The sequence below is a fragment of the Undibacterium sp. YM2 genome (genome assembly GCF_009937975.1).
Lineage (GTDB): Bacteria > Pseudomonadota > Gammaproteobacteria > Burkholderiales > Burkholderiaceae_D > Undibacterium.
In genome coordinates this window covers 5,323,141-5,348,081 of record NZ_AP018441.1, presented here as the reverse complement: position 1 = coordinate 5,348,081, position 24,941 = coordinate 5,323,141, and the positions used below count along the sequence as shown (strand labels likewise).

At 52.4% G+C, this 24,941-nt stretch carries 15 protein-coding genes; 4 read left to right on the top strand and 11 right to left on the bottom strand.

The annotated features are described in order from the left end of the window. Positions 1-32: 32 nt before the first annotated feature. The 7 genes from UNDYM_RS24455 to UNDYM_RS24425 all read right to left on the bottom strand — a co-directional run bounded on the left by UNDYM_RS24455 (position 33) and on the right by UNDYM_RS24425 (position 9,455). On the bottom strand, positions 33-1,280 hold the full coding sequence (locus UNDYM_RS24455; RefSeq protein WP_162043449.1) for an ABC transporter permease: 1,248 nt from the start codon (positions 1,278-1,280) through the stop codon (positions 33-35). 7 nt (positions 1,281-1,287) lie between these two features. Further along, positions 1,288-2,589 (bottom strand): ABC transporter permease, encoded by a 1,302-nt coding sequence (locus tag UNDYM_RS24450; RefSeq protein ID WP_162043448.1) that lies wholly within the window; start codon positions 2,587-2,589, stop codon positions 1,288-1,290. Positions 2,590-2,600: 11 nt separating this feature from the next. Next, positions 2,601-3,344, bottom strand: a complete 744-nt coding sequence (locus tag UNDYM_RS24445) for an ABC transporter ATP-binding protein (RefSeq protein ID WP_162043447.1) — start codon at positions 3,342-3,344, stop codon at positions 2,601-2,603. 33 nt (positions 3,345-3,377) lie between these two features. Then, positions 3,378-4,646, bottom strand: coding sequence for an efflux RND transporter periplasmic adaptor subunit (locus UNDYM_RS24440; protein WP_162043446.1), 1,269 nt, complete (start codon positions 4,644-4,646; stop codon positions 3,378-3,380). Positions 4,647-4,837: 191 nt separating this feature from the next. Further along, positions 4,838-6,682 carry a M48 family metallopeptidase gene (locus UNDYM_RS24435; RefSeq protein WP_162043445.1) on the bottom strand — a complete coding sequence of 615 codons (1,845 nt, stop codon included), beginning with the start codon at positions 6,680-6,682 and terminating at the stop codon, positions 4,838-4,840. A gap of 323 nt (positions 6,683-7,005) precedes the next feature. Then, positions 7,006-8,589, bottom strand: coding sequence for a hypothetical protein (locus tag UNDYM_RS24430; protein ID WP_162043444.1), 1,584 nt, complete (start codon positions 8,587-8,589; stop codon positions 7,006-7,008). After that, the gene (locus UNDYM_RS24425) at positions 8,586-9,455 is read right to left on the bottom strand and encodes an ABC transporter ATP-binding protein (RefSeq protein ID WP_162043443.1); all 870 of its coding nucleotides are present in this window, start codon (positions 9,453-9,455) and stop codon (positions 8,586-8,588) included. The genes UNDYM_RS24430 and UNDYM_RS24425 overlap by 4 nt, the downstream gene beginning before the upstream one ends. Positions 9,456-9,674: 219 nt before the next feature. Here UNDYM_RS24425 and UNDYM_RS31175 point away from each other — a divergent pair, with 219 nt between their 5' ends. Beyond that, complete coding sequence (locus UNDYM_RS31175; protein WP_255456504.1) at positions 9,675-9,809, top strand: hypothetical protein; 135 nt, start codon at positions 9,675-9,677, stop codon at positions 9,807-9,809. A 118-nt stretch (positions 9,810-9,927) separates the two neighbouring features. Here the strand turns inward: UNDYM_RS31175 and UNDYM_RS24420 are convergent, their stop codons facing one another. From UNDYM_RS24420 to UNDYM_RS24405, 4 genes are all read right to left on the bottom strand, one after another. Then, positions 9,928-20,109: a DUF4347 domain-containing protein gene (locus UNDYM_RS24420; protein WP_162043442.1), complete on the bottom strand. Its 10,182-nt coding sequence runs from the start codon at positions 20,107-20,109 to the stop codon at positions 9,928-9,930. Between the two features lie 162 nt (positions 20,110-20,271). Then, entirely contained in the window at positions 20,272-21,123 is an 852-nt protein-coding gene (locus UNDYM_RS24415; protein WP_162043441.1) for a sulfotransferase, read from the bottom strand. Then, positions 21,116-21,691: an adenylyl-sulfate kinase gene (gene cysC / locus UNDYM_RS24410; RefSeq protein WP_162043440.1), complete on the bottom strand. Its 576-nt coding sequence runs from the start codon at positions 21,689-21,691 to the stop codon at positions 21,116-21,118. Before cysC ends, UNDYM_RS24415 begins: the two co-directional genes overlap by 8 nt. Positions 21,692-22,013: 322 nt before the next feature. Next, the gene (locus tag UNDYM_RS24405; protein ID WP_162043439.1) at positions 22,014-22,343 is read right to left on the bottom strand and encodes a hypothetical protein; all 330 of its coding nucleotides are present in this window, start codon (positions 22,341-22,343) and stop codon (positions 22,014-22,016) included. 89 nt (positions 22,344-22,432) lie between these two features. On the opposite strand from UNDYM_RS24405, the gene UNDYM_RS24400 reads away from it, so the two are divergent. The 3 genes from UNDYM_RS24400 to UNDYM_RS24390 are packed head-to-tail and all read left to right on the top strand — an operon-like array spanning position 22,433 to position 24,760. After that, positions 22,433-23,008 (top strand): GNAT family N-acetyltransferase, encoded by a 576-nt coding sequence (locus UNDYM_RS24400; protein ID WP_162043438.1) that lies wholly within the window; start codon positions 22,433-22,435, stop codon positions 23,006-23,008. Further along, on the top strand, positions 22,995-23,714 hold the full coding sequence (locus UNDYM_RS24395) for an aspartyl/asparaginyl beta-hydroxylase domain-containing protein (RefSeq protein WP_162043437.1): 720 nt from the start codon (positions 22,995-22,997) through the stop codon (positions 23,712-23,714). Before UNDYM_RS24400 ends, UNDYM_RS24395 begins: the two co-directional genes overlap by 14 nt. Positions 23,715-23,716: 2 nt before the next feature. Further along, positions 23,717-24,760, top strand: a complete 1,044-nt coding sequence (locus UNDYM_RS24390) for a sulfotransferase (protein WP_162043436.1) — start codon at positions 23,717-23,719, stop codon at positions 24,758-24,760. Positions 24,761-24,941: the final 181 nt, after the last annotated feature.

Below are 24,941 nucleotides of genomic sequence, written 5' to 3'. Positions count from 1 at the left end.
TTGCGTTTTCAAAACTCAGGGGTTGTAGTACTTCAGGTACTGCGGGTAGCAGTGGCTGGTGAAATCGACGCAGCACGTGCCGCCGGTCCCACCACCGCGATGATACCAAGTATCCAGAAAATTACACTGCCTCCGAGCAAATAAGCTGCAGGCAATTTGGTCAGTTCCAGCTTGCTGACCAATAACTGGTTCAACCCTATGGCGAGGGCAAGGCCACAGGCGATACCAAAAGTGGTGATCATGAAGTTTTCTGTGACGAAGTAACGCAACACGTCTATCTTGCGCGCACCCAGTGCGCGGCGCACACCGATATGCTTGCGCCGTTGCGTGACCCACAGGCTGGAAATACCGACGATACCACTGGCAGTGACCAGCAAGAGCAGCACGCAGACTGCGATCAGCATCCAGGCCAGGCCATTGTCAGCGCGGTAGCGTCTGGATCTGTCCTCCTGAAAGCTGCGCAAATTGACGATGATAGGTGTAGCAGATGCTTTTCTCAGTGCCATCTCAACATCCTTCATTACCCGTTCACGCTGGCCAGGTTCGGCGCGTACCGAATACTTGGAGTAGGGGTCATTTGACATGCGTATGGGCAAGACAACCGAGATTTCACCTTTTGCACCAATCTGGGCAGCATGGGTTTGCAAACGTTCAAGCACACCGATGACCCTGCTCTCATACGCATCGTCACCTGTACCAAAATAAATGGTTTTGCCAACGACACTGGCCTGACCTGGGAAAAGTTTTTCTGCGAGTGCCTTGGTAATGATGACGACATTGGGAAATTCCTTGCTGGTGCTGGTGTCAATTTCACGGAATTCACCCTGATTGAAGTCACGCCCATCGGCCAGCTTCAGACCCCAGAGTTTCATCACGGATTCCGATGCGATATACATCGATACGTTGGCACTGGTGGCAGCCTGCTTCCTGTCCAGCGAAACACCAGTGGTACTGCCGGACCAGGATAATGGTGTCTGGCTGACTCTTGTCACGCCCTGCACGCCAGAGACCCCGCGTATGGTTGCTTCTTCTTGTTTTTGCGTGGCGATCTGCTCGGCATGATCGGCGACTTTGCGGTTGCTGATATTGATGGAAAACAGGTCGTTTTCTTCTGCGACACCGCTCGGTCGTGCTACCACTTCCATGCGCAATTGAACAATATAGACAGCGTTGGTTAAAATTGCCAGGCTGATGGCAACCTGGAGGGCCACCAGGATGGCACCGGTCTTGCTGCGCAGCAGCGCAGATAAAATGGGGCGAATTTCGAGATTGAGTTTCATGATAGCCTCATTGTGATTTGAGTTGTATGGCAGGCGTCACCTGGCATGCACGCCAGGTCGGGAACAAGCCCGCCAATATGGCAGCGGTGACTGACATCACAAAGGTAATGCTCAGCATTTGCCAGTCCATATGTGCCACGACAGTCAGTTGTTTGGATTGGTTGGCGATCAGGGCAAGTGCACCAAATGCCAGCAACAGTCCCGCAACACCACCAGCCAGGCCGATGACACTGCTTTCGATGAGAAATTGATTGAAGATCTCTTTACGGGATGCGCCCAGTGCACGCCGTACGCCGACTTCCGATGCCCGCACAGAAAATTTCGCCAGTAACAGACCCACGGTATTTACCAGACACAGCAACAGGAAGCCAAATGCCAGCCAGGCAGACAGTTTGTTATCGTTGCCCACTACCTTGGATTCTTCCAGCCATTCCATGACATTAAACAGTTTGTTTTTTGCCTGGCGCATGTAACGCCCAAGCTTGCGCTGCTCGGATGCATAATTGTCGAGGTAGCTTTGCAGTTCAGGGCGTTGGCTTTCTGATTTCAATTCAAACCAGAAGCTCAGCCATGTACATTCAGAATCCAGTCGCCCTTGCCAGCCAGGAGCGGTGTCGCCAGTGCAGCCCATGCCGCCTGCATGGGTAATTTCATGCCGGATGGCGCTGGCCAGAGGAATGAAGAAATCTTCCTGCACGCCAAAGGTGGCATTGCGGTAAAAGCGCGGACTTGGTTCCCAGGTATCAAGTACGCCGACTATCTTGAACTGGTGACCTATCATGGTCAGGTACTGACCAACAGGATTGGTATTGCCGTATAGCTTGTCGGCCATTTTTTTCCCAAGTACGACTACGTCCGCGGCTTTTGCATCATCGTTTTCAGTCCATCCCTGTCCATATAAAAACGGCGTATCAAACATGGCAAAGAAATCCTTGGTGACTGCCGCACCTTCCGGTTCTATCGCAGGCAAGTCTTTGCGTGCCGGTTCTATGGCCATCAATATGCCGTACATCGCTGCACGCCTCTCGCCTATCTTGGCTGGCAAATGATTCATGACATCCCGGTAACTCATCTGGGTGTCATTTGGCTTGTCGTCAGGCGTGTATCCTTTCAACGGACCGTTATCCATCACAGGAGTGAACAGGCGATTGCTTTTGTGTGGTATCGGGTCACCCGACATCACATGCAGGATCGTCAGGGTAGAGATACTGGCAGCAACGCCAACTGCCAGGGTCAGTACCATCAGGGCAGTCAGGGCAGGGTTGCGGCGCAGGCTACGGATGCCGAGTAAAAAATAATAACGAAACATTATGCGACTCCTCAGGCGACTGCCGAACTGTCAACTTCATTGGCAGATGCAATATCGGCCTTGGCATCGTAAAGTGAGGGCACCTTGCGCACCAGATCACTGACCTGTCCGTCAATGATATGCACATTGCGCTGGGCCCGTACTGCCAGTTCAGGGTCATGCGTTACCATCAGGATGGTTGTGCCCTTGGCATTGATTTCTTCCAGTAATTCCATGACGCTACGTGCCATCTGGGTATCGAGGTTACCGGTAGGTTCATCGGCCAGCAGCAATTTTGGTGAGCCTGCCAGCGCGCGGGCAATCGCCACGCGTTGTTGCTGACCACCAGACAATTCAGCCGGATAATGTTTCATGCGTGAAGCCAGGCCAACCTGTGCCAGTGCATCTTCTATGCGTTCCTTGCGTTCAGCCGTATTGAAGCCGCGATAGCGCAAAGGTACATCGACATTGTCGAACAGGTTCAGGTCAGGGATGAGGTTGAAACCCTGGAAAATGAACCCCAATTTTTCATTTCGCAAACGGGTGCGGGCATTGTCGTTCATGCCTTTGACATTGATGCCATCGAGCAGATAATCACCATCATTGAATTCTTCCAGCAAACCGGCAATGTTCAGGAAGGTGGTTTTGCCAGAACCGGATGGTCCGGTCACGGTGACGAATTCACCTTCCTTGACATGGATGTCAAAGCCGCGCAGGGCATGGGTTTCGATCAGATGCGTACGGTAAACTTTGCTGAGGTTTTTCATGCGTAACATGGGATATTCCTTCTTAAATTAATTAGTTATTGATCAGTTATTAATCGAAACGCTGTTCGCGCTTTCAAATGTATCGGTACCCGATATCACGACTTTGTCGCCGTCTTTCAAGCCACTGAGAATTTCTACTGCAGAGATACTGGTTGCACCCATTTTGATGGGGCGGCGCTGGGCAACACCGTTTTCGACGACATAGGCAAAGCGTCCACCGTCTGCTTCGACAAAGGGGCCGCGTGGCAGGATCATGACGTTAGCTTTTTCTTCCATCAGCAAACGGGCTGAGACGCGCTGGCTCTGACGCAAGCCTTCAGGCTGTTTGCCGCTGAAACGCACTCTGGCAAGTATCTGGTTCTTTACCACTTCTGGCGAGATGGCGGTCAGGGTGCCCATGACCTTGTTATTGTTGATCATGATTTCTGCCTTCATGCCCAAGCCCAGGTCGGTCATATATGACTCAGGGATTTCGACTTCGACTTCAAGTTGCGACAGATCAACCAGTGTCATCAAGGCTGTATTGGCGGCCACAACACTGCGGTTGGAAATCGCCAGGCTGCCGATGATGCCATCGACAGGTGCACGCAACTTCAATTCATCGACACGGCGTTTGGCAAAGTCCAGGGCGAGGCGCTGGCGTTGCAACTGGCTCATCTTGGTTTTTAATTCCAGCGTCACATCTTCGTTTTCCAGGTCTGCTGCCTGTGCTGCATGCTTGGAGCGTATTTCGGTAGATCGCATGGCATCCTGGGCTTTCAGGAAATCATTCTTGGCTACCACGCCAACAACGCCCGCTGCTTCTATGCGCTGGAAGGCGCGCTGGGCTGCTACGCGGTCTATCTCGGCCTGGTCGGCATCACGTCTGGCGATCAGTTTTTGTTTCTTGGCGAGGATTTGCTGGCGGGCGACTTCTGCTTCCAGTTGCTCGGTATTTGATTGTTCGCGTTTGAGCTGGTCGTTGAGGTCAGGGGACTCTATCTCGGCGACGATATCGCCTTTCTTGACGGTGTCGCCCGCATTGGCTTTCAAGGTCACGGTACCACCGGCGCTGGAATACAAGGTCGGGCTGATGGCAGCGACGATACGGCCATTCACCGAGGCATCCCGAACCAGGGTGCCATGGCTGACGGTGGCGATGCGCAAGCGTGATGCACTGACAGACTGACTGCTGCTACGCCAGGCTGACATCAGTAATACCAGGCCAGTAACGCCCACCAGCGTGGCGATGCCAGCAATGATGACGCGCTTGCGTTTTTGTCCTTGATTGACGGCCAACACAGTATCCTGGCCTGAAGTGTCTCTTATCATGATGTTTCCATTAAACAGTTTGCATACTGTTTAGCAGAAAGTGTGCCAGTTTTAAGTCATTGATTTATATGGGTATTTTATTTATTTCTGATTGTCCACACTGTCCGCAGCCTTGTCCGTACAGCTCAGCGTACACAATAAAAAAATCCCGCCTGCCTGGACGGGATTTTTGCTGGAGTAGCAGAACAGATTTATTGCAAGGCCTGTTGATGCCGCATGACCTGATGCCTGTGCCAGTAATGGCCAGAGACATTCTTGAACTCTTCCCGCACTTTCTTGATACCGGCGAGCTTTACCTTGGTCGATTTGGCACCCAGCATGCCTTTTTCCGGGTGCTTGATGGTCAGTGTGTCCGACAGCATGCCATCTTCATATTCATAGGTATCTACCCTGTCCCAGGCCAGCGGCTCGGTTTCATCGGGCAAGATCCAGCCCGCATAGGTCACTTGTATGGCTTTGCCCTCGCTCAGGGAAAATTCCACCGGTGGGAAGTAGCGCAACACCAGTGCCTGTTCTTCTTCATTGGCTGGCTCATAGCGATAGGCCAGGCTATGTTCATGTGCCTGTGAAAAATCTTCTTCATAACTGGTCCACAAACGCGCTTCAATCTCGTCGGCAATCTGTATATCGGCTGCCCAGGTTTGTGCAGGTACGCTGGTGACGATGGCACCGTAATCAGCTTCGGCTATCACATGGCCAACGTTCTTCATGCGCTCAGTCATCTTGGGATGGCTGTCGTAGGGGTGCGGCACGCTCGCATGTTTCATGGTGTCGATGAAAGCGGACGAGCGCGCATATGGATGTAGGCCTGACGCCACAAATTGTGCTATCCCTACACTGGCACCATGTCTTTCATTACGTGAAAACAGCTGGTTTTCGATTTCGTTCCTGTAGTTGGCATAAGCCGCAATCTTGATTAGTGAATAAGTGACTGCTGCAGGTGCAATCACTTTGGCGGCGATGCGGTCAGCCAGAAATTCACGGTCACGGCTATTGCGCGCAGAGGCAATTTCAAAAATCATGCGATACAGGCACATCAGATAAAACACAGTAGGCACATGGGCGCTACGCATCTCAAAACAGTATTGATCATATTGCGCCAGCTTGGGGCCCAGCGCAGCGCTGTTTGCCGTATCGCCACCACGGAAGTGTGCCAGCTCATGTGCCAGCACGGCATCCGCTTCTGACTGACTCAGCAGGCGTAGCAGCGGGATGCTGATGAACAGGCTGCGTCCACGCAAGCTCCTGCCGCTGACATTCAAGGGGGATTCAGTGACAAAGAAATTGGCATCGATACCTGCGACGATATTATCTGGCGCTGCTGTCTTCAAACGTGCCGCCAGGTCACGTATGCGTTGCCACAAACCCGGCGCTGCCTGTTCAGAAATCAGTTCACCCTGGATCTGGTGATTGTTATTAACACGTTTAAAGATGCTGACGATGACATAGAACACCGCAATTGCGACAAAGATGACGGCCACGCCTATCAGCTTGATGGAATAGCGGTTCATGAAATACGCCGTGACCCAGAACGACAGCCACATCAGCATCGCGCCCTGGGCGATTGTCCCGGCAGTGCAACTCAAGGTCAGCACACGCCAGCCTGTGACAAAACTCAGGTACTGGGCTTTTTCATTGAGGAAGGCGAAAGCACCGAGCAAGAGCACACTGATCAGCAAGACCACTCCACCAACAATGGTCCAGGCCGAGACTTTTTTGGCCATAATGAATTGCCAATTATCTGAATAGCGTGCGCATACACGTTCTCTGTAACTGGCGGCTTCGGCTATATTGCTGTCACAGATTTTAGACGGTGGGTACAGACGGAAAAATTCTTGCTGCTGGAATTTCTCTTCAGCGCTCAGCTTGCTGTCTGTATCAATTTGCTGTGATACAAAACTGAGAAATTTTTCATCCTGTTTGTTTTCCACATGTTGAGAAAACCAGTAAGTAAATGCTGGTATCAGGAATAGAGATAACAGCGAATACAGCAGTATTTTTGCCAAATCTTTTTTGAGGGACAATCCGTTAGACATAGGCGTAATTTATCCTGTTCATGAACATGCGGAGGGAACGATGCTGATGAACAGGCCACATATTAACCCGGCAAAAAAAGCTCAGCAGACAGGATTCCGGCAGACCTGAAAACAACATCGGCAGGTCAACAAAAGTATAAAAAGTATAGAGACATCAATTTGCTAAAACAATGAAACTAAAGTCTGCTTACAATTAATACAATTTGTGCTTTGCTGAAAAGAAATAAAACATCCCGGGCTTGTCCACAACTTATCTACAGTTTCTCCACAAGCAAGACCGGGCTTATCTACAACTTATGCACTGGTTTATGCACAGGCAAGATTTATGCTGCTGCGCGGCGGTTATATAGATAGCCGCTGCTCAGTGCGATTGCGCCCAGCATCAGTTGCCAGGTGATAGACAAATTGTTCGCCACGCCATTGAAACCGAATACATCCATCACCGGGGCTTTATTTGCATTCACCGCAACATAGATGCCAAACAGAAACAAGGACAAAAAAGTACGTGGCGTTTTAGATAAGCGTCCCAGCAAACAGGCCACCGCGCTCATGCTGAAAATGCCGCTCACTAAGGCCAGCGTCCGTATTGGCTCGTATATGGCCCAACGCAAAGCGATGACACCCATCAACATCAAGCCCAGCAGTGCACTAGCTGCAAACTGCCGCAAATAACGCTGGGCAATACCGCCTGATACGGCGCCTGTCATTTCACCGGTAACAGTTTGGTGATCACGGCTGCTCAGGTCACTGATGAGTATGCCCCAGATGGCGACGGTGATCGTCAATAAACCCGGCAAAACTGCGCTTGGCAAGAACATGGATAACAAGGGGATGATCAATAAGGCCAGGCCAGCGACAGGCGTAGTCGCCACTGTCAGGGCAAGGTCCGCACATATTTGCCCGGCCAGACCTGGCAAGGCTCGCGCGAGGCGAAATAGCGGTTGGCACAAGCCAGCGAAAGGGCGCAGTATTTGATTTAAATAATTAAGGGGTGAGCGACGCTTGCGGGCCTGGCTGACTTTTACCCGGTCTGGTGAAAACCTGTGGAACAAGACGATCGCTGGTAGTAGTGGCAGCAAGGCCAACATCGCTGTGGCGCAACGCAGGGCCATTAGTTTTCCGGACCACATGAAGGCGGGTAACAGTATGGGGATGAGTTTTGCATCAAAACTGGCAGTGCCCAAAGAGATATGTCTGGTACTGACATATAACTTCAGATGTGCCATCGATGTGGCTGCACCTATGAAATCGATATACATATAAGGATTGATTTCACCGGCAATACCGCTATCTGCTTTATCCAGCAGGGCGATTTGTGCGACCCAGACAAAAAAGAAAATCACATCGCCGAGCTTGCCCATCAAGGGTGAAAAACTGTCAAACAGGATGGCGCAACTGCAAACAAAAAATATCATCGGCAAGAGCAGGGCCAGATAGGTTTGCAGATAGATGAGCAGTTCTACCGGGCCTTCACCCCGTACCAGATGACAGACCAGCATGGCACCCATAAAGGCAGTGCTTAGCACCAGCAGGTAAGCCACACCGCCCAGCCAGCGCCCTAGCAAAAAAATGCCATTGCTGACAGCAGTAGCGGCAATGACGGCACCACAGCTGCTGCGCATGTCTTCTGCAATACGGCCTCGTACCAGATAAAAACCGGCCAGGCCAAATAACAGGCTGGCCAGTGTCGCACTGCCATAAGCCAGCGTGGAGCTGGTATAGAGTACACGGGTACTTTTTATCACCATCAGGGACGTACCCGATTGCGGATCAGGGATCATGACCCAGGCCAGAGCGATGACTGCCAGTATCGCGACCACGCTGCCCAGACGGCGTAGGCGCAGACGAGCTTCACTCAGAAGCAGAATGGTCAGTGTGTTCAGTGTATTTGGCAGGGAAGGGCTCATGCTGCCAGCTCCTGTACCGCATAGCGTTGTGCCATCAAGGCTTCTTCCAGGCTGGGTGTAGCATGGCGCGCACCTGCACACGGCTGGTGTGGATGGGCAATACGCAAGCTCACTTGATTCCCCTGTTTTTGGCTTTGCAATACATGCACTTTATTGCGCAAGGTCTCATATTCATGGCTGGCAATGTCGGCAGTCCAGATTTGTCCATGGGCCTGCGCCAGGATGTCATCTGGCGTTGCATGGGCGATCAGTTTTCCCTGCCGCATGATGGCCAATTGACTGGCGATGCTTTCTACATCAGAGACGATATGGGTGGACATGATCACCAGCTTCTTGAAACCCAGCTCACTCAATAAATGGCGGAAGCGCAGGCGTTCTTCCGGGTCCAGCCCGGCGGTTGGTTCATCAACGATGAGGATGTCTGGATCATTCAGCAAGGCCTGGGCAATGCCCAGGCGCCGTCGCATGCCGCCAGAGAAACTTGATGCCTGACGTTTGGCCTGTTCATGCAAATTCACCACTTCCAGCAAATGCCTGATCCTGGCTGGATCGCGCACACCCTTGAGAGCAGCAAAATATTGCATGAATTCCAGCGCTGTCAGGTTAGGGTAAATGCCAAAATCCTGCGGCAGGAATCCCAGGCGCTGGCGTATGGCCTGCGGTTTCTTGACGATGTCCTGACCCTGGAAAAGTATGCTGCCGCTGCTGGGGCGTGTCAGGGTTGCGATCATTTGCATGAGCGTAGTCTTGCCCGCGCCATTGTGCCCTATCAGGCCGATCACACCGTGACCAAGATTGAGCGACAAGTCACGGACTGCAGTCAGTTTTTTACCAAAGGTTTTTGTGACATTCCTGATTTCCAGCATCTTGTCCCCCGCATGATCATTTTGTTTGAGTAGGGTGACTGTAAAGAAAAGCTGTTTGCTTTGCCCTGGCATTGAGACAGATTGCGTAAATCGCGGTATGAAATGGCTTTTACATGACATTTAAGCCATGTGGACTATATTTTCAGGAAAACGGTTAATGGCACCATACAAGCCTATACTGACTTGTCACCAAGGCCTTGGTGTTCCCAGGAGTAAATCATGAGTAAAGTTCAGCAAAGCAATAAAGAAAGCAAGAAACAGGCAGCAAGTACGCCTAAAGAAAAGAAAGCCGCCAAGCAAGCCAAGAAGGAAGCTGGAACGGCAATTCCATGGACACAGCGCACAGGCGCATAGTTTTGATCTGCACCAGGCTGGATATTTCAGCCTGGTGAGTATGGATGTAGTAAAGACAGACTATGTGCGGAGTTCCTTTTGAGAGAAACTCCGCACATCAACTCCGCACCTCAACAACTCAAACCGGCATAAACCTTGCCAGATACTCAGGCGAATTAATAAACTGCCCGATCAGCGTGACCACATCCGTCCCTGACTGCGCCAGCAATGCATCAAACGTCGCCTGATCCGGTGCATGCCCCAGCAAACCAATGTAATCCAGCGTCAAAGACACTTTGGATTGCGAATTCGCCTTGAACTCCGTCGATTCCGTAAAGCCCGCCAGCATATCGCCCCTGGAGAGGCCATTGCCCAGTTGCCCCAGCCAGTAAGCCTTGCCTGCTGCATCTGAACTGCGGTGCAGCACATTCTGATAGACCCGGTCCACAAAGGCCGTATTGTCCAGCGCCCCGTAAGTCTTCTGGAACTCTGCACTCGACACAAACGAAGCACTGATTTTACTCAGATTCATGCCATCCTTTTGCGCCTGCATCCAGTAAGCCAGGCCTTCACGGTCAGGCAAACGGTCAAAGGCCCCAAAGTACAGACGCGTGATCCCGCCTATGCCACTCTGGAATTCAGCTGACTCCATGAACGACGCCGCCACCTGCGCCCGGCTCATCTTGCCACTGTCGATCTGACCCTGCCAGTACTGCACACCTGCGGTATCCGCTTCACGGAACAGCACGTCACGGTACAGCTGCATGGCAAACAGGTCAGAGCGGTGCAAGACATCATTGTCCTTGACATCAAGCTTGGTACCGACCTTCGCTTCTATCGCATCCGGGATACCATCGCCATCCTTGTCGCCGGGCAAAGAGGTGCTTGGATTGGTTGGCACCGTGGTTTTAAAGCCCAGGCCACCAGTGAGGCTGATTTTGCCATCGACCTTGCCATCAGCATCAAAGAGTCCGCCATCGGTGATCTTGAAATCGACTTTCAGCTTGCCGTTTACCGTCGCAATATTCGTGGCGATATTCGTCCAGGTGCCCGCCTTGTCCTGTACCCAGTAGCCATTCACCGGGCCCATCGCATCGGTGTACAGCGACATCGCGGTTTCCTGCCCTGCTGCCAGGCCAGTCAACTGCGTAGTGATCATGCCATACTGCATGCTCAGTTCTGCAGGCAGCGTTGCTGGCGCTACCGTGGTGTTGACATTGGTTTGTGACAGGAAGTTATTATTCGCCAGCGTCACATAATGGTTATTTGCTGCCGTATTGTTATGCCAGAGCAGCGAACTGACATTCTTTTGCGACTGATCCGGTATGCCGTCACCATTCCCGTCACCATTGCCGGATCCCAGCAGATTCGGTACTTCTCCCTCTACCCGCTGCAGGATGCCATCGCCATCCGCATCCGAGCCGCCTGCGCCAGGGTTGTCATTGTTAGGGTTGATACTGAAGGCCTGCGAGAAGGTCGGCCCGCTATTACCCGCCAGATCAACCACCCTGACTTTGAGAGTGTTATTGCCAGACAACAGTTGGTTTGGCAAACTCCAGCCAGTACCACCCACGGTCGCCAGCGCATTGATCCAGTTGGCACCATTGTCGAGCGAGATTTGCACGGTTTCGCCGACTGCCAGGCCTGCAGTGAGGCTGCCCGAGATGGTTTGGTCGCTGATGGTGGTGATGAAGTCAGTACCACTGACACCATCATCATTCGAGAGACGCACTGACCCTATACCCGTCGTCGGCGCCGTATGATCGACCTGATACAACTGCCCGGTAAAGCCGCCATTCAGGGCCAGGCTGGACGTATCCACAATGCCAGTACCGGCATTCTTCAGATTCAGGCCCAGTGTCCCATCACCGGTCAATCCCGTGATCCTGACGCTGTAGGTAGAAGGATCAAGCTGCGTGACACTGCTGATGGTTCCTGCCACTGTCCCCGTCGTCGCCAGTGCAAAGGCTGCCGCATTCACGCCCGTCACCGCTTCACTGAACGTGACCTTGTAGTCTATCGTGCCCAGGCTGGTGTTCTCAGATTGGATGCGGGTAATACCGGTCGCGGTTGGAGCGACATTGTCACCAACGGCGATGATGAAGTTCTTTTCATAGGCAGAACCCATGGCATCCGTGGCTCTCACAAAGATACTGTAATTGCCCGGTGTCATGCCCACAGGGTTCTTCGCCACCAGGGTATTACCCGAGATGGTGAATTTACTGTTGTCCTTGTCATTCGTCCCATTACCAGTTACCAGGGTAAAACTGGCGGTATCACCCGGATTCGGGTCAATCGCTGTCAAAGTACCCACACTGGTATTGTCAGCAGAACCCTGCTGGAGTGCCGCATTCGACAAGGTGATATTGGTCGGTGCCGCATTGATGCCGGTCGCAATCACTGTCGTCGTGTTATTCAATACCGCAGAAGCAATACCGTCATTGGCACTGATGGTAAAGGTCGTGGTTTCTGTGCTGCCCACAGGGACACGGCCAGCAGCCGGCTGGAACACCAGGCCACGGATGGCCGCCTGCACGGCTGCCGGGGTACCGGCTGCATGGGTATAGGTCAGGCCGCCATCGGCAGTCGAGAAGCCAGTCGCTGCCAGTGAAGCGGCGGTGAAGGCACCTTTGGCGGCAACATCCAGGCTGATGATGATGGTTTCAGATGCACCCACGTCAGGGTCAGTGATGGTGACACCGGTGAACGGAGAAACCGTGGTGGTTTCAGTCACGGTCTGGCCTGCGACCACACCACCGATGACGGGAGCAACGTTATTGCCGGTGACGGTAATGAAATTGCCAAACAGGTCAGCGATGACGACAGCCGTAGCGGCACCAGTATTCCAGTCTTCCAGCATGCCAATGTTGTAGGTGGTGCTGTCGGTGGACGAGTTGCCATCCTTGTTCAAGCGCAATGCCAGGGCCGCCTTGTCGTTGGCACTCATGGTCATGGTGAAGCTGGTGTTGGAGGTGATGTCGACGTTGGCGGTATCGGTCAGGGTGTAGTTGAAGGCACCCTGACCGAGGAAACGGATACGGTTGGCGGTAATATCGTTATTGGCTCCTGTCAAGGACAGGAAGTTGTTGCCCGTAACCACCAGTACACCGGTGGCGACGTTGTAGGTCGCTGAGGTGACCGTTGGTGCCACCACATTGGTAACAGTAATCCCATTGCCGGTCAGGTCAGCAATCACAACGGCGGCATCGGCACCGGCATTCCAGTCTTCTGCGGCAATCAGGTTATAGGTATTGACACTGGTGGAGCTGGTGCCATTCTTGTTCATGATGAGGTTGGCACCCAGGCGGTCTGCGGCACTGAGGGTCAGGGTGAACGAGGTCGCAGAGGTGATCTCGACATTGCTGGTGGTGGTGAGGGTATAGCTGGCACCGCCTTCGCCTTGCAGGCTGAATTTATTGGCGACGATGTCGTTGTTTGCGCCTGTCAGACCGGTGAGGCCAGTGCCGGTGACGGTCAGTACACCGGTGTTGGCGTTGTAGGTGGCCGAGGTCACGGTCGGGACGGCGACATTGGAGACGGTAATCGGGGCAGTGGTGACAGCAATATTGCCACCGGTAATGACGCTGTCCCAGTCATCGGCGGCAGCCAGGTTGTAAGTGGTACCACCTGTGGATGTTGTGCCGTTCTTGTTGAACAGGGCTTCGACAGCAGCCTGGTCAGCACCGGCGAGGGTCACGGCAAAGCTGGTGGCGGAGGTGACTTCGACATTTCCGGTGGTCGACAGCGTACGGGTGGCTGCGCCTTCGCCTTTGATGGTCAGGGCAGAGACGGTGATGTCATTGGTGGCACCGAGGGTGCTGACGAGGCCTGTGCCGGTGACGGTCAGGATGTGGGTGGTGACGTCATAGGTGGCTGAGGTAATGGTTGGGGCGGCCACGTTCGAGACGGTGACGGCATTGCCGGTCAGGTCGGCGCTCGATGTGGTGGTGGCGTCCCAGGAAGCAGCAGCGGCCAGGTTGAAGGTGGTGGCATCAACGGCGGTGGTGCCGGTCTTGTTCAACAGGCCATTGACGGCGAGTTTGTCGGCAGCGTTCAGGGTCACGGCAAAGGCGGTACTGCTGCTGGCGGTGACGTTGGCGCTGGTTAAGGTATAAGAACCACCACCCTGACCGACCAAGGATAACTTCGATACATCGATGGTGTCGCCACCAACGATGTTGACGGCAGTGACACTTAAAACGCCCGTCGCGGCATCATAGGTGGAGCTGATGATGCTCGGTGCAGCGTTCGAGACGGTGATGCCATTGCCAGTTAAATCCTGAATATTGCCGCCAGTGATAACGCTGTTCCAGTCATCGGCAACAGCCAGGTTGTAGGTGGTGGCACTGCTGGCAGACGAGGTGCCGTTTTTGTTCAGCAGGGCATCAACACCACCGATATCGGCACCCGCCAGCGTAAATGTAAAGCTGGTAGCGGAGGTGATTTCAACATTGCCGGTGGTGGACAGGGCGTAGGTCGCACCGCCTTCACCAGTAATGGTGAGCTTGGAAATGGTGACGTCATTGGTCGCACCAATGGTTTTAACCAGGTTGGTGCCGGTGACGGTAAAGACATGGGTAGTGCCGTCGTAAGTTGCCGATGTAATCGTTGGCGCTGTGACGTTCGAGACTGTCACGGCATTGCCAGTCAAATCTGCACTGGATGCGGTGGTGGCGTCCCAGGAGGCAGCAGCGGCCAGGTTAAATGTGGTGGTATCAACGGCGGTGGTGCCGTTGTTGTTCAGGATGCCGTTGATGGCCAGTTTGTCGGCAGCATTCAGAGTGACTGCAAAAGCAGTCGAACTGCTGGCGGTGACGTTGGCAGTGGTCAGGGTGTAGGAACCGCCCTGGCCTGTGATGGATAACTTGCTCACATCAATGGTGTCACCACCGACGATATTGACGGCGGAGACTGATAAAACGCCAGTCGCTGCATCGTAGGTAGAGCTGATGATGCTAGGTGCGGCATTGGAAACAGTGATGCCGTTGGCGGTCAGATCCTGGATATTGCCGCCAGTGATAACGCTGTTCCAGTCGTCGGCAGCGGCGATGTTGTAGGTGGTGCTACTGACTGAGGACGTACCGTTTTTGTTCAACAGAGCATCCACTGCAGCAATATCGGCACCAGCCAAAGTAAATGTAAAGCTGGTGGCACTGGTGACTTCGACGTTGCCTGTCGTGGACAGGGTGCGGGTTGCGCCGCCTTCGCCTGTAATTGTTAATGTCGAGATCGTCACGTCATTCGTCGCACCGATGGTTTTAACCAGGTTGGTGCCGGTGACAGTAAAGACGTGGGTGGTACCATCGTACGTTGCGGATGTGATCGTTGGGGCTGTGACGTTGGAAACGGTCACGCCATTGCCGGTCAAATCTGCACTGGAGGTGGTGGTGGCGTCCCAGGAGGCAGCAGCGGCGAGATTGAAGGTGGTGGTATCAACTGCTGTCGTGCCGTTATTGTTCAGGATGCCGTTGATGGCCAGTTTGTCGGCAGCGTTCAATGTGACTGAGAAGGCGGTACTGCTGCTGGCGGTGACGTTGGCAGTGGTTAATGTGTAAGAGCCGCCCTGGCCTGTGATGGATAACTTACTCACATCGATGGTGTCACCACCGACGATGTTGACAGCGGAGACCGATAAAACGCCAGTTGCTGCATCGTAGGTGGAACTCAGAATACTTGGTGCGGCGTTCGAGACGGTGATGCCGTTGCCAGTCAGATCAGCAATATTGCCGCCGGTGATGACGCTATCCCAGTCATCGGCTGCGGCGAGGTTGTATGTAGTAGCGCTGCTGGCGGAAGACGTGCCATTTTTATTGAGCAGGGCATCAACAGCGGCAATGTCGGCACCAGCGAGCGTAAAGGTGAAACTGGTGGCGGATGTAACTTCGACGTTGCCAGTAGTTGATAAAGTACGCGTCGCGCCACCTTCACCAGTAATGGTCAGTTTGGAAATCGTGACGTCGTTGGTGGCACCGATAGTCTTGACCAGGTTGGTGCCGGTGACAGTAAATACGTGAGTAGTACCGTCATAAGTCGCTGAGGTAATCGTTGGGGCTGTGACGTTGGAGACGGTCACTCCATTGCCGGTCAGATCGGCACTGGATGTAGTGGTGGCGTCCCAGGAAGCAGCAGCGGCGAGATTGAAGGTGGTAGTATCAACTGCTGTCGTGCCGTTATTGTTCAGGATGCCGTTGATGGCCAGTTTGTCGGCAGCATTCAAAGTTACAGCAAAGGCTGTACTGCTGCTGGCGGTGACGTTGGCAGTGGTCAGGGTGTAGGAACCACCTTGACCTGTGATGGACAGTTTAGAGACATCAATGGTGTCGCCACCGACGATGTTGACGGCGGAGACCGATAAAACGCCAGTTGCTGCATCGTAGGTAGAACTTAAGATGCTTGGTGCGGCATTCGATACCGTAATGCCATTGCCAGACAGGTCAGCGATGTTGCCGCCGGTGATGACGCTGTTCCAGTCGTCGGCTGCGGCGATGTTATAAGTTGTGGAACTGCTTGCGGAGGAGGTGCCGTTTTTATTGAGCAGGCTATCCACGGCCGCAATATCCGCACCGGCCAAAGTAAAGGTGAAGCTGGTGTCTGAGGTGACTTCGACGTTGCCGGTCGTGGACAGGGTGCGGGTGGCACCGCCTTCGCCGGTGATGGTCAGTTTGGAAATCGTGACGTCATTCGTGGCACCTATGGTCTTGACCAGGTTGGTGCCGGTGATGGTGAAGACGTGTGTTGTACCGTCGTAGGTTGCTGAGGTGATCGTTGGGGATGTGACGTTGGATACAGTCACGCCATTGCCAGTCAGGTCCGCGGTGGTATTAACTGTGGTATCCCAGCCAGCCGCGGCAGCAAGATTAAATGTTGTGGTATCAACAGCCGTTGTACCATTATTGTTCAGTACACCATTCACTGCCAGTTTGTCGGCAGCATTCAGGGTTACTGCGAATGCAGTGGCACTGGTAGCAGTGACGTTTGCTGTCGTCAGGGTATATGACCCAGCCTGACCAGTGATGGAAAGTTTGGATACATCAATGGTGTCGCCATTAGCCAGATTAGTACCGGTGACAGACAAAATACCTGTGCTTGCATCATAGGTTGCAGAGGTGATTGTTGGCGAGACGACATTCGATACAGTAATGCCATTGCCTGCCAGATCTGCGATATTGAGCGCAGCATCAGCGCCATTGGCCCAGTCATCCGCCGCCGCCAGATTGTAAGTCGTGCCACCCGCTGACTGCGTGCCATTATTATTGAGCAGGGTGCGCAGGCCCAGTTTGTCAGTCGCTGACAGCACCAGAGTAAAGCTGGTATCAGACGTGATCTCGACGTTGGCAGTATCCGTCAGTGCATAGGTACTACCACCTTGTCCGGTTAGCGTGAACTTATTGGCGATAATATCGTTGGTAGCACCTGCACGATGGGTAAATCCGGTACCGGTGACCACCAGCGTGCCTGTACTGGCATCATAGGTTGCCGAGGTGACAGTGGGTGCCGCAACCGTTGCGGTGATACCGTTGCCTGTCAGATCGGCATCGACGACCGCAGCATCAGCACCGGCTGTCCAGTTTTCTGCTGCGGCCAGGTTGTAGGTAGTGCCACCGGTGGAGCTGGCACCGTCTTTGTTGATGATCTGATTGACGCCTGATTTGTCAGTTGCGCTCAGGACCAGCGTAAATTGTGTATTGCTGGTGGTAGCGATATCAACATTGCTGGTGTCAGTGAGCGTATAAGTGCTGCCACCTTCACCAGTCAGTGTGAATTTATTCGCGACGATATCGTTGTTTGAACCAGTCAGTTGCAGGAAACCAGTGCCTGTGACAACCAGTGTTCCGGTAGAGGAATCGTAGGTGGCAGAAGTAATGGTGGGTGTAGGGACATTCGATACAGTCAGCGCGTTGGTGGCGTCGGAAATATCGCCGTTCGTAATGCTGCTGTTCCAGTCATCAAATGCGACCACATTGTATGTTGAGCCGCTGGTCGAAGTCGTGCCGTTTTTGTTGAGCAGGCTATCAACAATAATCCTGTCATTGCCGCTTAACTGTACAGAAAAAGTGGTGCCGGTAGGATCTGTCATCTCAACATTGCTGGAAATGACAAGTGTGCGCCCTGTTCCGCCTTCGCCAACGATGCGCAGTTTATTGACTGTAATATCATTGGTCGCGCCTATGGTTCTTACCAGGCCCGTGCCTGTGACGGACAGGATACCTGTTGCAGCGTCATAGGCGGCAGAGGTGATTGTTGGTGCTGTGACGTTGGAGACTGTAACTCCATTGCCAGTCAAGTCGGCAGATGCAGCGGCAGTCACATCCCAGTTGGCTGCGGCTGCCAGGTTGAAAGTGATGGCACCAGTTGCAGACGTAGTCCCGTTATTGTTGAGCACGCCATTGACAGCAATCTTGTCGGTTGCGCTGAGTGTCACCGTGAATGTGGTTGCGCTAGAGGCAGTAACGTTCGCAGTGGTCAGTGTGTAAGACCCGCCCTGTCCTGTCAGTGATAGTTTGGATACATCAATGGTGTCGCCTGTGGTCATGCCAGTACCGGTAACAGACAGAACTCCAGTATTCGCGTCATAAGTTGCACTGGTAATAGCGGTGGGTGTAAAGTTTGTATTCTGTGTCCCACCATTGGTCGTTGTCAGTGTTGACACCGCTGCCCCATTACCACCGCTTGTATTTGTGCCGCCAGATGCAGAGCCGCCTGTACCACCGGCTCCTGTATTGCCAGTGCTCAGAGTAGTATTTGTCGTTGAATCCAGTTGAACGACACCACCCTTGTTCCAGATACCACCGATACCAACACCGCCAGCGCCGCCATTACCAGTATTTGAGAAGTAAGTCGAACCGCCACCGCCACCGCCGCCGCCCGCAGCAATATTATTGGTGATGCTGCTATTCGTAATGGTAATGTTGCCTGTCGAGGCATTATAGATACCAGCTGCGGCGTTGCCGCCCGCTCCACCTGTACCTTTGGCTCCCGTGCCACCACCTCCGCCACCAATACTGATACTGCCGTTATTGGCTGTTGCACCATTTCCTCCAAGAGTGTACCCGGTGCCAAAATAAGTTGAACCAGCACCACCAGTTGCACTACCGCCACTACCGGCAGAACCGACTGCACCGCCACCACCCTTGCCTCCAGTGATACCCGATGCCGGACTTGCTGTCGCATAGGCTCCCCCAGGGGTGCCATCGCCGCCGGCAGCACCATTACCAGCCCCAAAGCCACCGCCACCGCCACCGCCACCGGCGAAATTGCCTCCAGAAGAAGAAGCACCGCCACCACCACCACCAGAGGCTTTGTTCGCAGTAATTGTGCTATTGGTGATGATCAGCGTGCCTGCATTTTTAATACCGGCCCCTAAGGCATCGCCACCAGCCCCAGCGGCACCACCTGCTCCCGCAGCACCCCCGGTACCAGACACCTTGCCGTTGGTGATAGTCAGGTTGTCGATGGAAACTGTGCTGCCAGCTCCACTGGTTGTAGTGTCGAGTACACGGGCAAAATTACCACCACTCAAAGTAAAGCCCGCCCCTACGATAGACAAGGTCTGGCCATCTGTGACATTGATGCTGATGGCATCTGCTGCGCTGGCAAAAGTGATATTGCCTGTCAGGGTGATCGTATCGGCGAGACCATCTGTGCTGGCGGTGAGGATCGCCGCCTTTAATTGAGCTACCGTGTTGACACTGGCAGTATGAAGCAGGTAATTGTAGTCAGACAGGTTTGCGGTCGTGATTGCCGACGGCGCTTCGATATTGCCTGTCTTGATTTCCAGATCCCAGTTGCCAGTGATACTACCGGTGGTGTCGGATGACGCCGCCACGTCTGCACCGGTGATTTGAGCGAGTTTGTTGACAAAGGCTGTGCCTTGCGCACCACGACCTATGTCACAACCATACAGCAGGAAATCGCCACCGTTAGCCAGCGATTGACCTATAGTTTGCAACTTGGCCTGATTTTGTTCAAGATTGCCAGCAAACAGTGGACCATTTCCCAACAAGACCACACCTTCATCACCATGCGAAATAACGCTGATCGACTGCAGGTTGTGCATGCCCTGCAAGGCGTTGACCATTTGATCCAGACCATCATGATTGGCGTCGAGTACGACTACTTTCACACCGGGGGCTGCCGCATTAATAAATTTTTGGAGGTCGGGGACCCGGCTATCAATGAATAGAATTTCTTGCGGTACGCTGGCAGCAGCCACAGGTACTGGTATGACCGGCTTGACTGCTAAATTATCGCTGACCTGATTAGGGGCCTGATCATGTTCGGATTGTGCATCTTGCGGACGATTGACGTTATATGTGTTCATGATATGCAGGCCTGAATGTAAATTGGAAAGCAATAAATAAAATCGTTATGATGATATGGAAAGAATCAGATCAGTTTATTTTTTGTGCAAGTTCTTCGCAGGGCCAGCTGTTGATGTGCCTTCTGATTCATCCAGGCAATTTGCCCTATGGAAACTTGTATGCTATTCATGTGATGCCTCTTTATCTACCACAGGTGTCTTGACTGTAATGACATTGGCACTGCTTTGATTGGTGTTGTTCCAGAATGACAGTGTCGTGAATTTATCGAACAAGTCTGGCGGTAGGATACTCGTACGTTTTTCGTGGCTGACACTGCTGCGTACCTTATGCATACCATGCAAGCCCAGTTGCGCATCAAATTCAGGGGCGTCGTAGCTGACTTGGTTGAAGTCATGCTCGAAGACAGGTTCATCAATAAATTGATAAACCAGAGGCATGACTTTCTCAGGTGCCTGAGCAAGCAAGTCATAGTCAACGATTAATAGAGAAGAAGCATGTTCGCCATAAAAGGCTTCTTTCAGCGCTGTCCACGGATAACCTACCAGCCGGTTTGCCTGAGCCAGGGTTTCAACCCTGCTATAGACCGTATTACGTTCAGCATCGTCGTTGAACAAACGAGTGATCTCATAAGGATTGGCGCGGTAGCGACGCTCCAGGCTATCCATGATCCAGGCAACATTGCGCACACAGGCGATGACTTTTGAGTCGGGGAATTGGTCCATCAACACAGGCATGTGGGCAGTCCACATACGGTTGGTGTCAAAAATAACTTCCTTCTCAGCCTCGTCGGCATAATAGGATTCAAAGATGCCTCGGGTAAGCCTGCGCCTTTGTGCTTTGCTGACCACAGTACCAAATTCACTTCCGGCACCGAGTTGATTGAGCATGCCGCGAAACAGGCTGCCAACAGGACTGGTCATGCCAGCATGAAAGCGCGGGTTTTGCAGTAGCAATGCAGCCAGCAGAGTGGAACCGGAACGCGGCAGGCCAGAGATGAAATGGTATTTAGCCATGTTGCGCGGATACTTTCAGAAATGAAACCAGTTGTTGAATTGCGACAGACAAGCTCGTCTGGCTGGTATCTATGACACATTCGGCCGTGGCGGGTACTTCGTAAGGGGCTGAGACGCCTGTTAATTGCAATGCTGGATTTTGCTTTGCTCTCGCATACCAGCCCTTGGGGTCACGTTGCTGGCAAATATGCAAAGGGGTGGAGACATAGGTTTCTATGAATTTGTCATGACCTATTATGCCCCGCGCCAAGGCTCTGCCACGCATACTGGGTGAAACCAGGGCGACAATGGCAGATATTCCATTCAGATTGAGCAAGCGAGCGACTTCTGCCGTCCTGCGACCTTGCTCTTCACGGTCAGCCAGGCTAAAGCCCAAGTCCTTTGATAAGCCCTGTCTTATTTCATCGCCATCCAGCACGCACACGGGGATAGATAGTTCTCGCAGATGCCTGGCAAGGCTTTGCGCAAGTGTTGTTTTCCCCGCGCCGGGCAGGCCACTTAGCCACCAGGTTTTGACTTTGTTTGCAGCAGGTTCTGCACTGCTTTCCGTTTGATTACTTCCAGGCATCCGCACACCACCGATAAGCTAAAAAAATCGGGACTAAGCAGAAACCCGATACGTAACAAATCAAAAATCCAGGACTGAATAAAGGGCACTGCCATTGCATTATCGCCGTCAATCAGTTGGATCGCCGATATTTCTGATTTGCAATTTATCTTGATAAATCAAGAAGATAAATGATTAAGTGTTAAAAAATTAACTGCAATATTAACATTGAAAACTTTTTTTGCGTGCAAATGTAACAAAAAATCTGCTAATTAATTAAGCAAATTAGATGAAAAATTTGAATGACACATAGATAAGCTTAAAAAGTCTTGCCGCAGTGAAATCAATTGAAGAAAACCTGGTAATAAACACAGGTTCCACCGTCTTCATGCGGACGTTGATATTGCCCTTTGGCATGGTCAGCCAGGGTAGGTGCGATAGTCCAGACGTGTCTGCCCAAGGCAGGGTGTTCAACAAAATAATTATCTTGTGCCAGTGGTTGCCTAGATGATCCTGCAAAAATCAATAGCAAAGGGGTGCGGAAATTTTCTGGTATGCCCCGGCGTGGACGTTCTTCTGCTTCTACCAGTTCGAGATGCATGACGCCATTCGAGGTTTCGAGTTGAAATTTGTTGCCGATGAGGGGGTGTACTTGTTCTAGGCTGATGGTCATGATCAATGTTGTGAAAAGTTTCACTTGCAAGAAAACACAAGCATAGGCAGGATAATATGCATGTTATTTTAACCAGCTTGGGAGTGCTTGTGTATAAATTACCTGCGGCGCTTGCATTGCGTGAAGTGCATGAAGACGATCAGGCGTTTCTGGATGTACTGTACGCCAGCCGCCGTGAAGACTTGCGACAAATGCCCATGGATGCTGCCTTCATCGCGCAAATGATCAAAATGCAACAGCATGTACAGATGGAGGGCGTCAGGCTGAATTATCCTGAGGCCAGGCATGTGATTGTTGAGCACGCTGGTCAGCCTGTCGGGCGTGTCATTATCCATACTGGCAGCGATGAATTACGTCTGATCGATATTGCGATTATTCCTTCAGCGCAACGTCAAGGTATCGCCAAGGCTATTTTGCTGGCTCTGCAGGCAGATGCACAAGACCAGGGAAAGGGAGTCAGCCTCGCCGTTGAACAAACTAACTTCGCGGCGCGCGGTTTGTATTTGAAATTGGGTTTTGTGGCACTCGGGGCTGATGCCCTGTTTGAGCAAATGCACTGGCAGGCTCAGGAGCTTGCCGGGACAAACACTTTAACCGAGGTATTGCCCGCCAACACTCTCGCTAACAAGATCACACAACAAGGGCAGTTTGATGCGACAGCCTAGCCGTTATCTGAAGTTACCCTTCAGTTTTGATTTAGCCCGCTTGCATGCAGAACTGCTGCAACTCGAAGCCTCAGAATGGATCAGGCATTTCAATACCAATGCCTACATCAACAACTGGACCTGCCTGCCCTTGCGCGCGGTGGATGGCCGTATTGATCACATCATGCCTGTGAATGAAGGCAATTTTCAGGATACGGCACTCATGCAAAGTTGCCCTTATTTACGGGAAGTGGTTGATACGTTTCAATGTGACAAAACATCTGTTCGCCTGATGTCGCTGGAGGCTGGCGGTATTATCAAAGAGCACAGGGACGATGGTACTTCGCTGGAGGATGGGATTACCCGTCTGCATGTACCCATCACCACGACACCCGGCGTGCTGTTCACCATTGATGGTGAAGAAGTGCATTTTTCTGCTGGTGATACCTGGTATCTGAATGCCGCTTGCCTGCATGGCGTGGTGAATCCGGGCAGCCAGGCACGGGTGCATTTGATGATAGATTGCGTCAGTAATGACTGGCTGGAGCGAGTGTTTCTGGAGGCTGGCTGGATTGCCAGACCAAAACCAAAATATGATGATCCTGCCATTCATGACGGCAATGTACAGGAAGTGATCGCCATGCTGCGTGCCACGGGGCAAAGTGCTGGCCTCCAAATTGCCAGCCGCCTTGAAGCAATCCGGCTCGGACAGGCATCAGCGGGTTGAATATGCAAATTAATCGCATAGGTAATAAAGCCGGTTTTGTGGCCGAAGAAAGAGCTTTGTTGCGCGGCCAGCAGATCAATGAAGGTGATTTGCCTTCGATGCTGGGCTGGTACCCGGTAGCAATTGATGCTGCTACGGAAAATGTATGCTGGCGTTATTTGGGAGAAGCGCGGTTTCTGGAGTCGTTTTTTCTCGACACACTGAACCAGCAAAGCCGCGAGCAAAGGCAAGTTTGCCACACACCAATAGAAAGCTTGCCTGAGCAACTTGCTTGCATGCCGCAGGTGGCACCCACGGCTTTTATTTTCCACGTGTCACGCTGCGGTTCTACCTTGCTGACGCAGATGCTGGCGTCGCTGCCACCGTGCATCGTGATGTCGGAACCGCCTGTCATTGATGCATTTTTTCGCTATTGCCACGACCAAGCTGAAGCAGAAAATGCGATACCTGTTTTTCAGGCCTTGATCGCCGCTCTGGGACAAAGACGGCGTGACGAAGAGACTCATTTTTTTATCAAATTTGATAGCTGGCATTTGCCCTGGCTACCCTTTGTGCGCAAGGCCTATCCTGCCATCCCTATCATTTTTTTATACCGCGAACCGCAGGCTGTGCTTGCTTCGCACCAGCGTCAACGTGGGCCGCAGATGATACCTGGCTTGCTCGATACGTCACGGCTTAAACCCGATGTATCTGGCTTTCCTGCTGCAGATTTTGATGCCTATGCTGCGAGTATGTTGCACTGCATGTATTGCGCAGGGCTGGAACATGCCGAGGCTGAAGATTTGCTCCTGTTGAATTATCAGCAATTGCCTGATGTGGTTTGGTCAGATTTGCTGAGCCTTTTTCAACTTGATTGCGATGAACAATTATTGGAGAAACTGAAACAGCGATCAGGCTTGCATTCAAAACACCGGCACATCAGTTTTACCGGCGATCCTCAACCCAGCGGTCTCGTACCAGCAAAGCCAGGTTCAGATTATGCAGACCTCTGCGAGCAAAAGTATAGTCAACTAGAGCAATTGCGTGCGAAAGTTAAAATTTGTTAACTGATGCAGCGATGAAAAATTTGCAGTGTATTTTTTGCATAAGGGTTGTAGAATTGGTTTGCTTTTTTTGAAATTGCTTGTTTGTTTGCATATTAAAGCCATTGATGAAAGCCCTGAATTCAACTCCCTGGTGAAGGGGTGGATGCAGAAGAGACTAGATAGCACAATCCCTATTTAAACG

Bases quoted from the DNA above. Each gene is read 5' to 3' on its own strand.
- UNDYM_RS24455 (WP_162043449.1), bottom strand. From the start codon at position 1,280: ATGAAACTCAATCTCGAAATTCGCCCCATTTTATCTGCGCTGCTGCGC.
- UNDYM_RS24450 (WP_162043448.1), bottom strand. From the start codon at position 2,589: ATGTTTCGTTATTATTTTTTACTCGGCATCCGTAGCCTGCGCCGCAAC.
- UNDYM_RS24445 (WP_162043447.1), bottom strand. From the start codon at position 3,344: ATGTTACGCATGAAAAACCTCAGCAAAGTTTACCGTACGCATCTGATC.
- UNDYM_RS24440 (WP_162043446.1), bottom strand. From the start codon at position 4,646: ATGATAAGAGACACTTCAGGCCAGGATACTGTGTTGGCCGTCAATCAA.
- UNDYM_RS24435 (WP_162043445.1), bottom strand. From the start codon at position 6,682: ATGTCTAACGGATTGTCCCTCAAAAAAGATTTGGCAAAAATACTGCTG.
- UNDYM_RS24430 (WP_162043444.1), bottom strand. From the start codon at position 8,589: ATGAGCCCTTCCCTGCCAAATACACTGAACACACTGACCATTCTGCTT.
- UNDYM_RS24425 (WP_162043443.1), bottom strand. From the start codon at position 9,455: ATGCTGGAAATCAGGAATGTCACAAAAACCTTTGGTAAAAAACTGACT.
- UNDYM_RS31175 (WP_255456504.1), top strand. From the start codon at position 9,675: ATGAGTAAAGTTCAGCAAAGCAATAAAGAAAGCAAGAAACAGGCAGCA.
- UNDYM_RS24420 (WP_162043442.1), bottom strand. From the start codon at position 20,109: ATGAACACATATAACGTCAATCGTCCGCAAGATGCACAATCCGAACAT.
- UNDYM_RS24415 (WP_162043441.1), bottom strand. From the start codon at position 21,123: ATGGCTAAATACCATTTCATCTCTGGCCTGCCGCGTTCCGGTTCCACT.
- cysC (WP_162043440.1), bottom strand. From the start codon at position 21,691: ATGCCTGGAAGTAATCAAACGGAAAGCAGTGCAGAACCTGCTGCAAAC.
- UNDYM_RS24405 (WP_162043439.1), bottom strand. From the start codon at position 22,343: ATGACCATCAGCCTAGAACAAGTACACCCCCTCATCGGCAACAAATTT.
- UNDYM_RS24395 (WP_162043437.1), top strand. From the start codon at position 22,995: ATGCGACAGCCTAGCCGTTATCTGAAGTTACCCTTCAGTTTTGATTTA.
- UNDYM_RS24390 (WP_162043436.1), top strand. From the start codon at position 23,717: ATGCAAATTAATCGCATAGGTAATAAAGCCGGTTTTGTGGCCGAAGAA.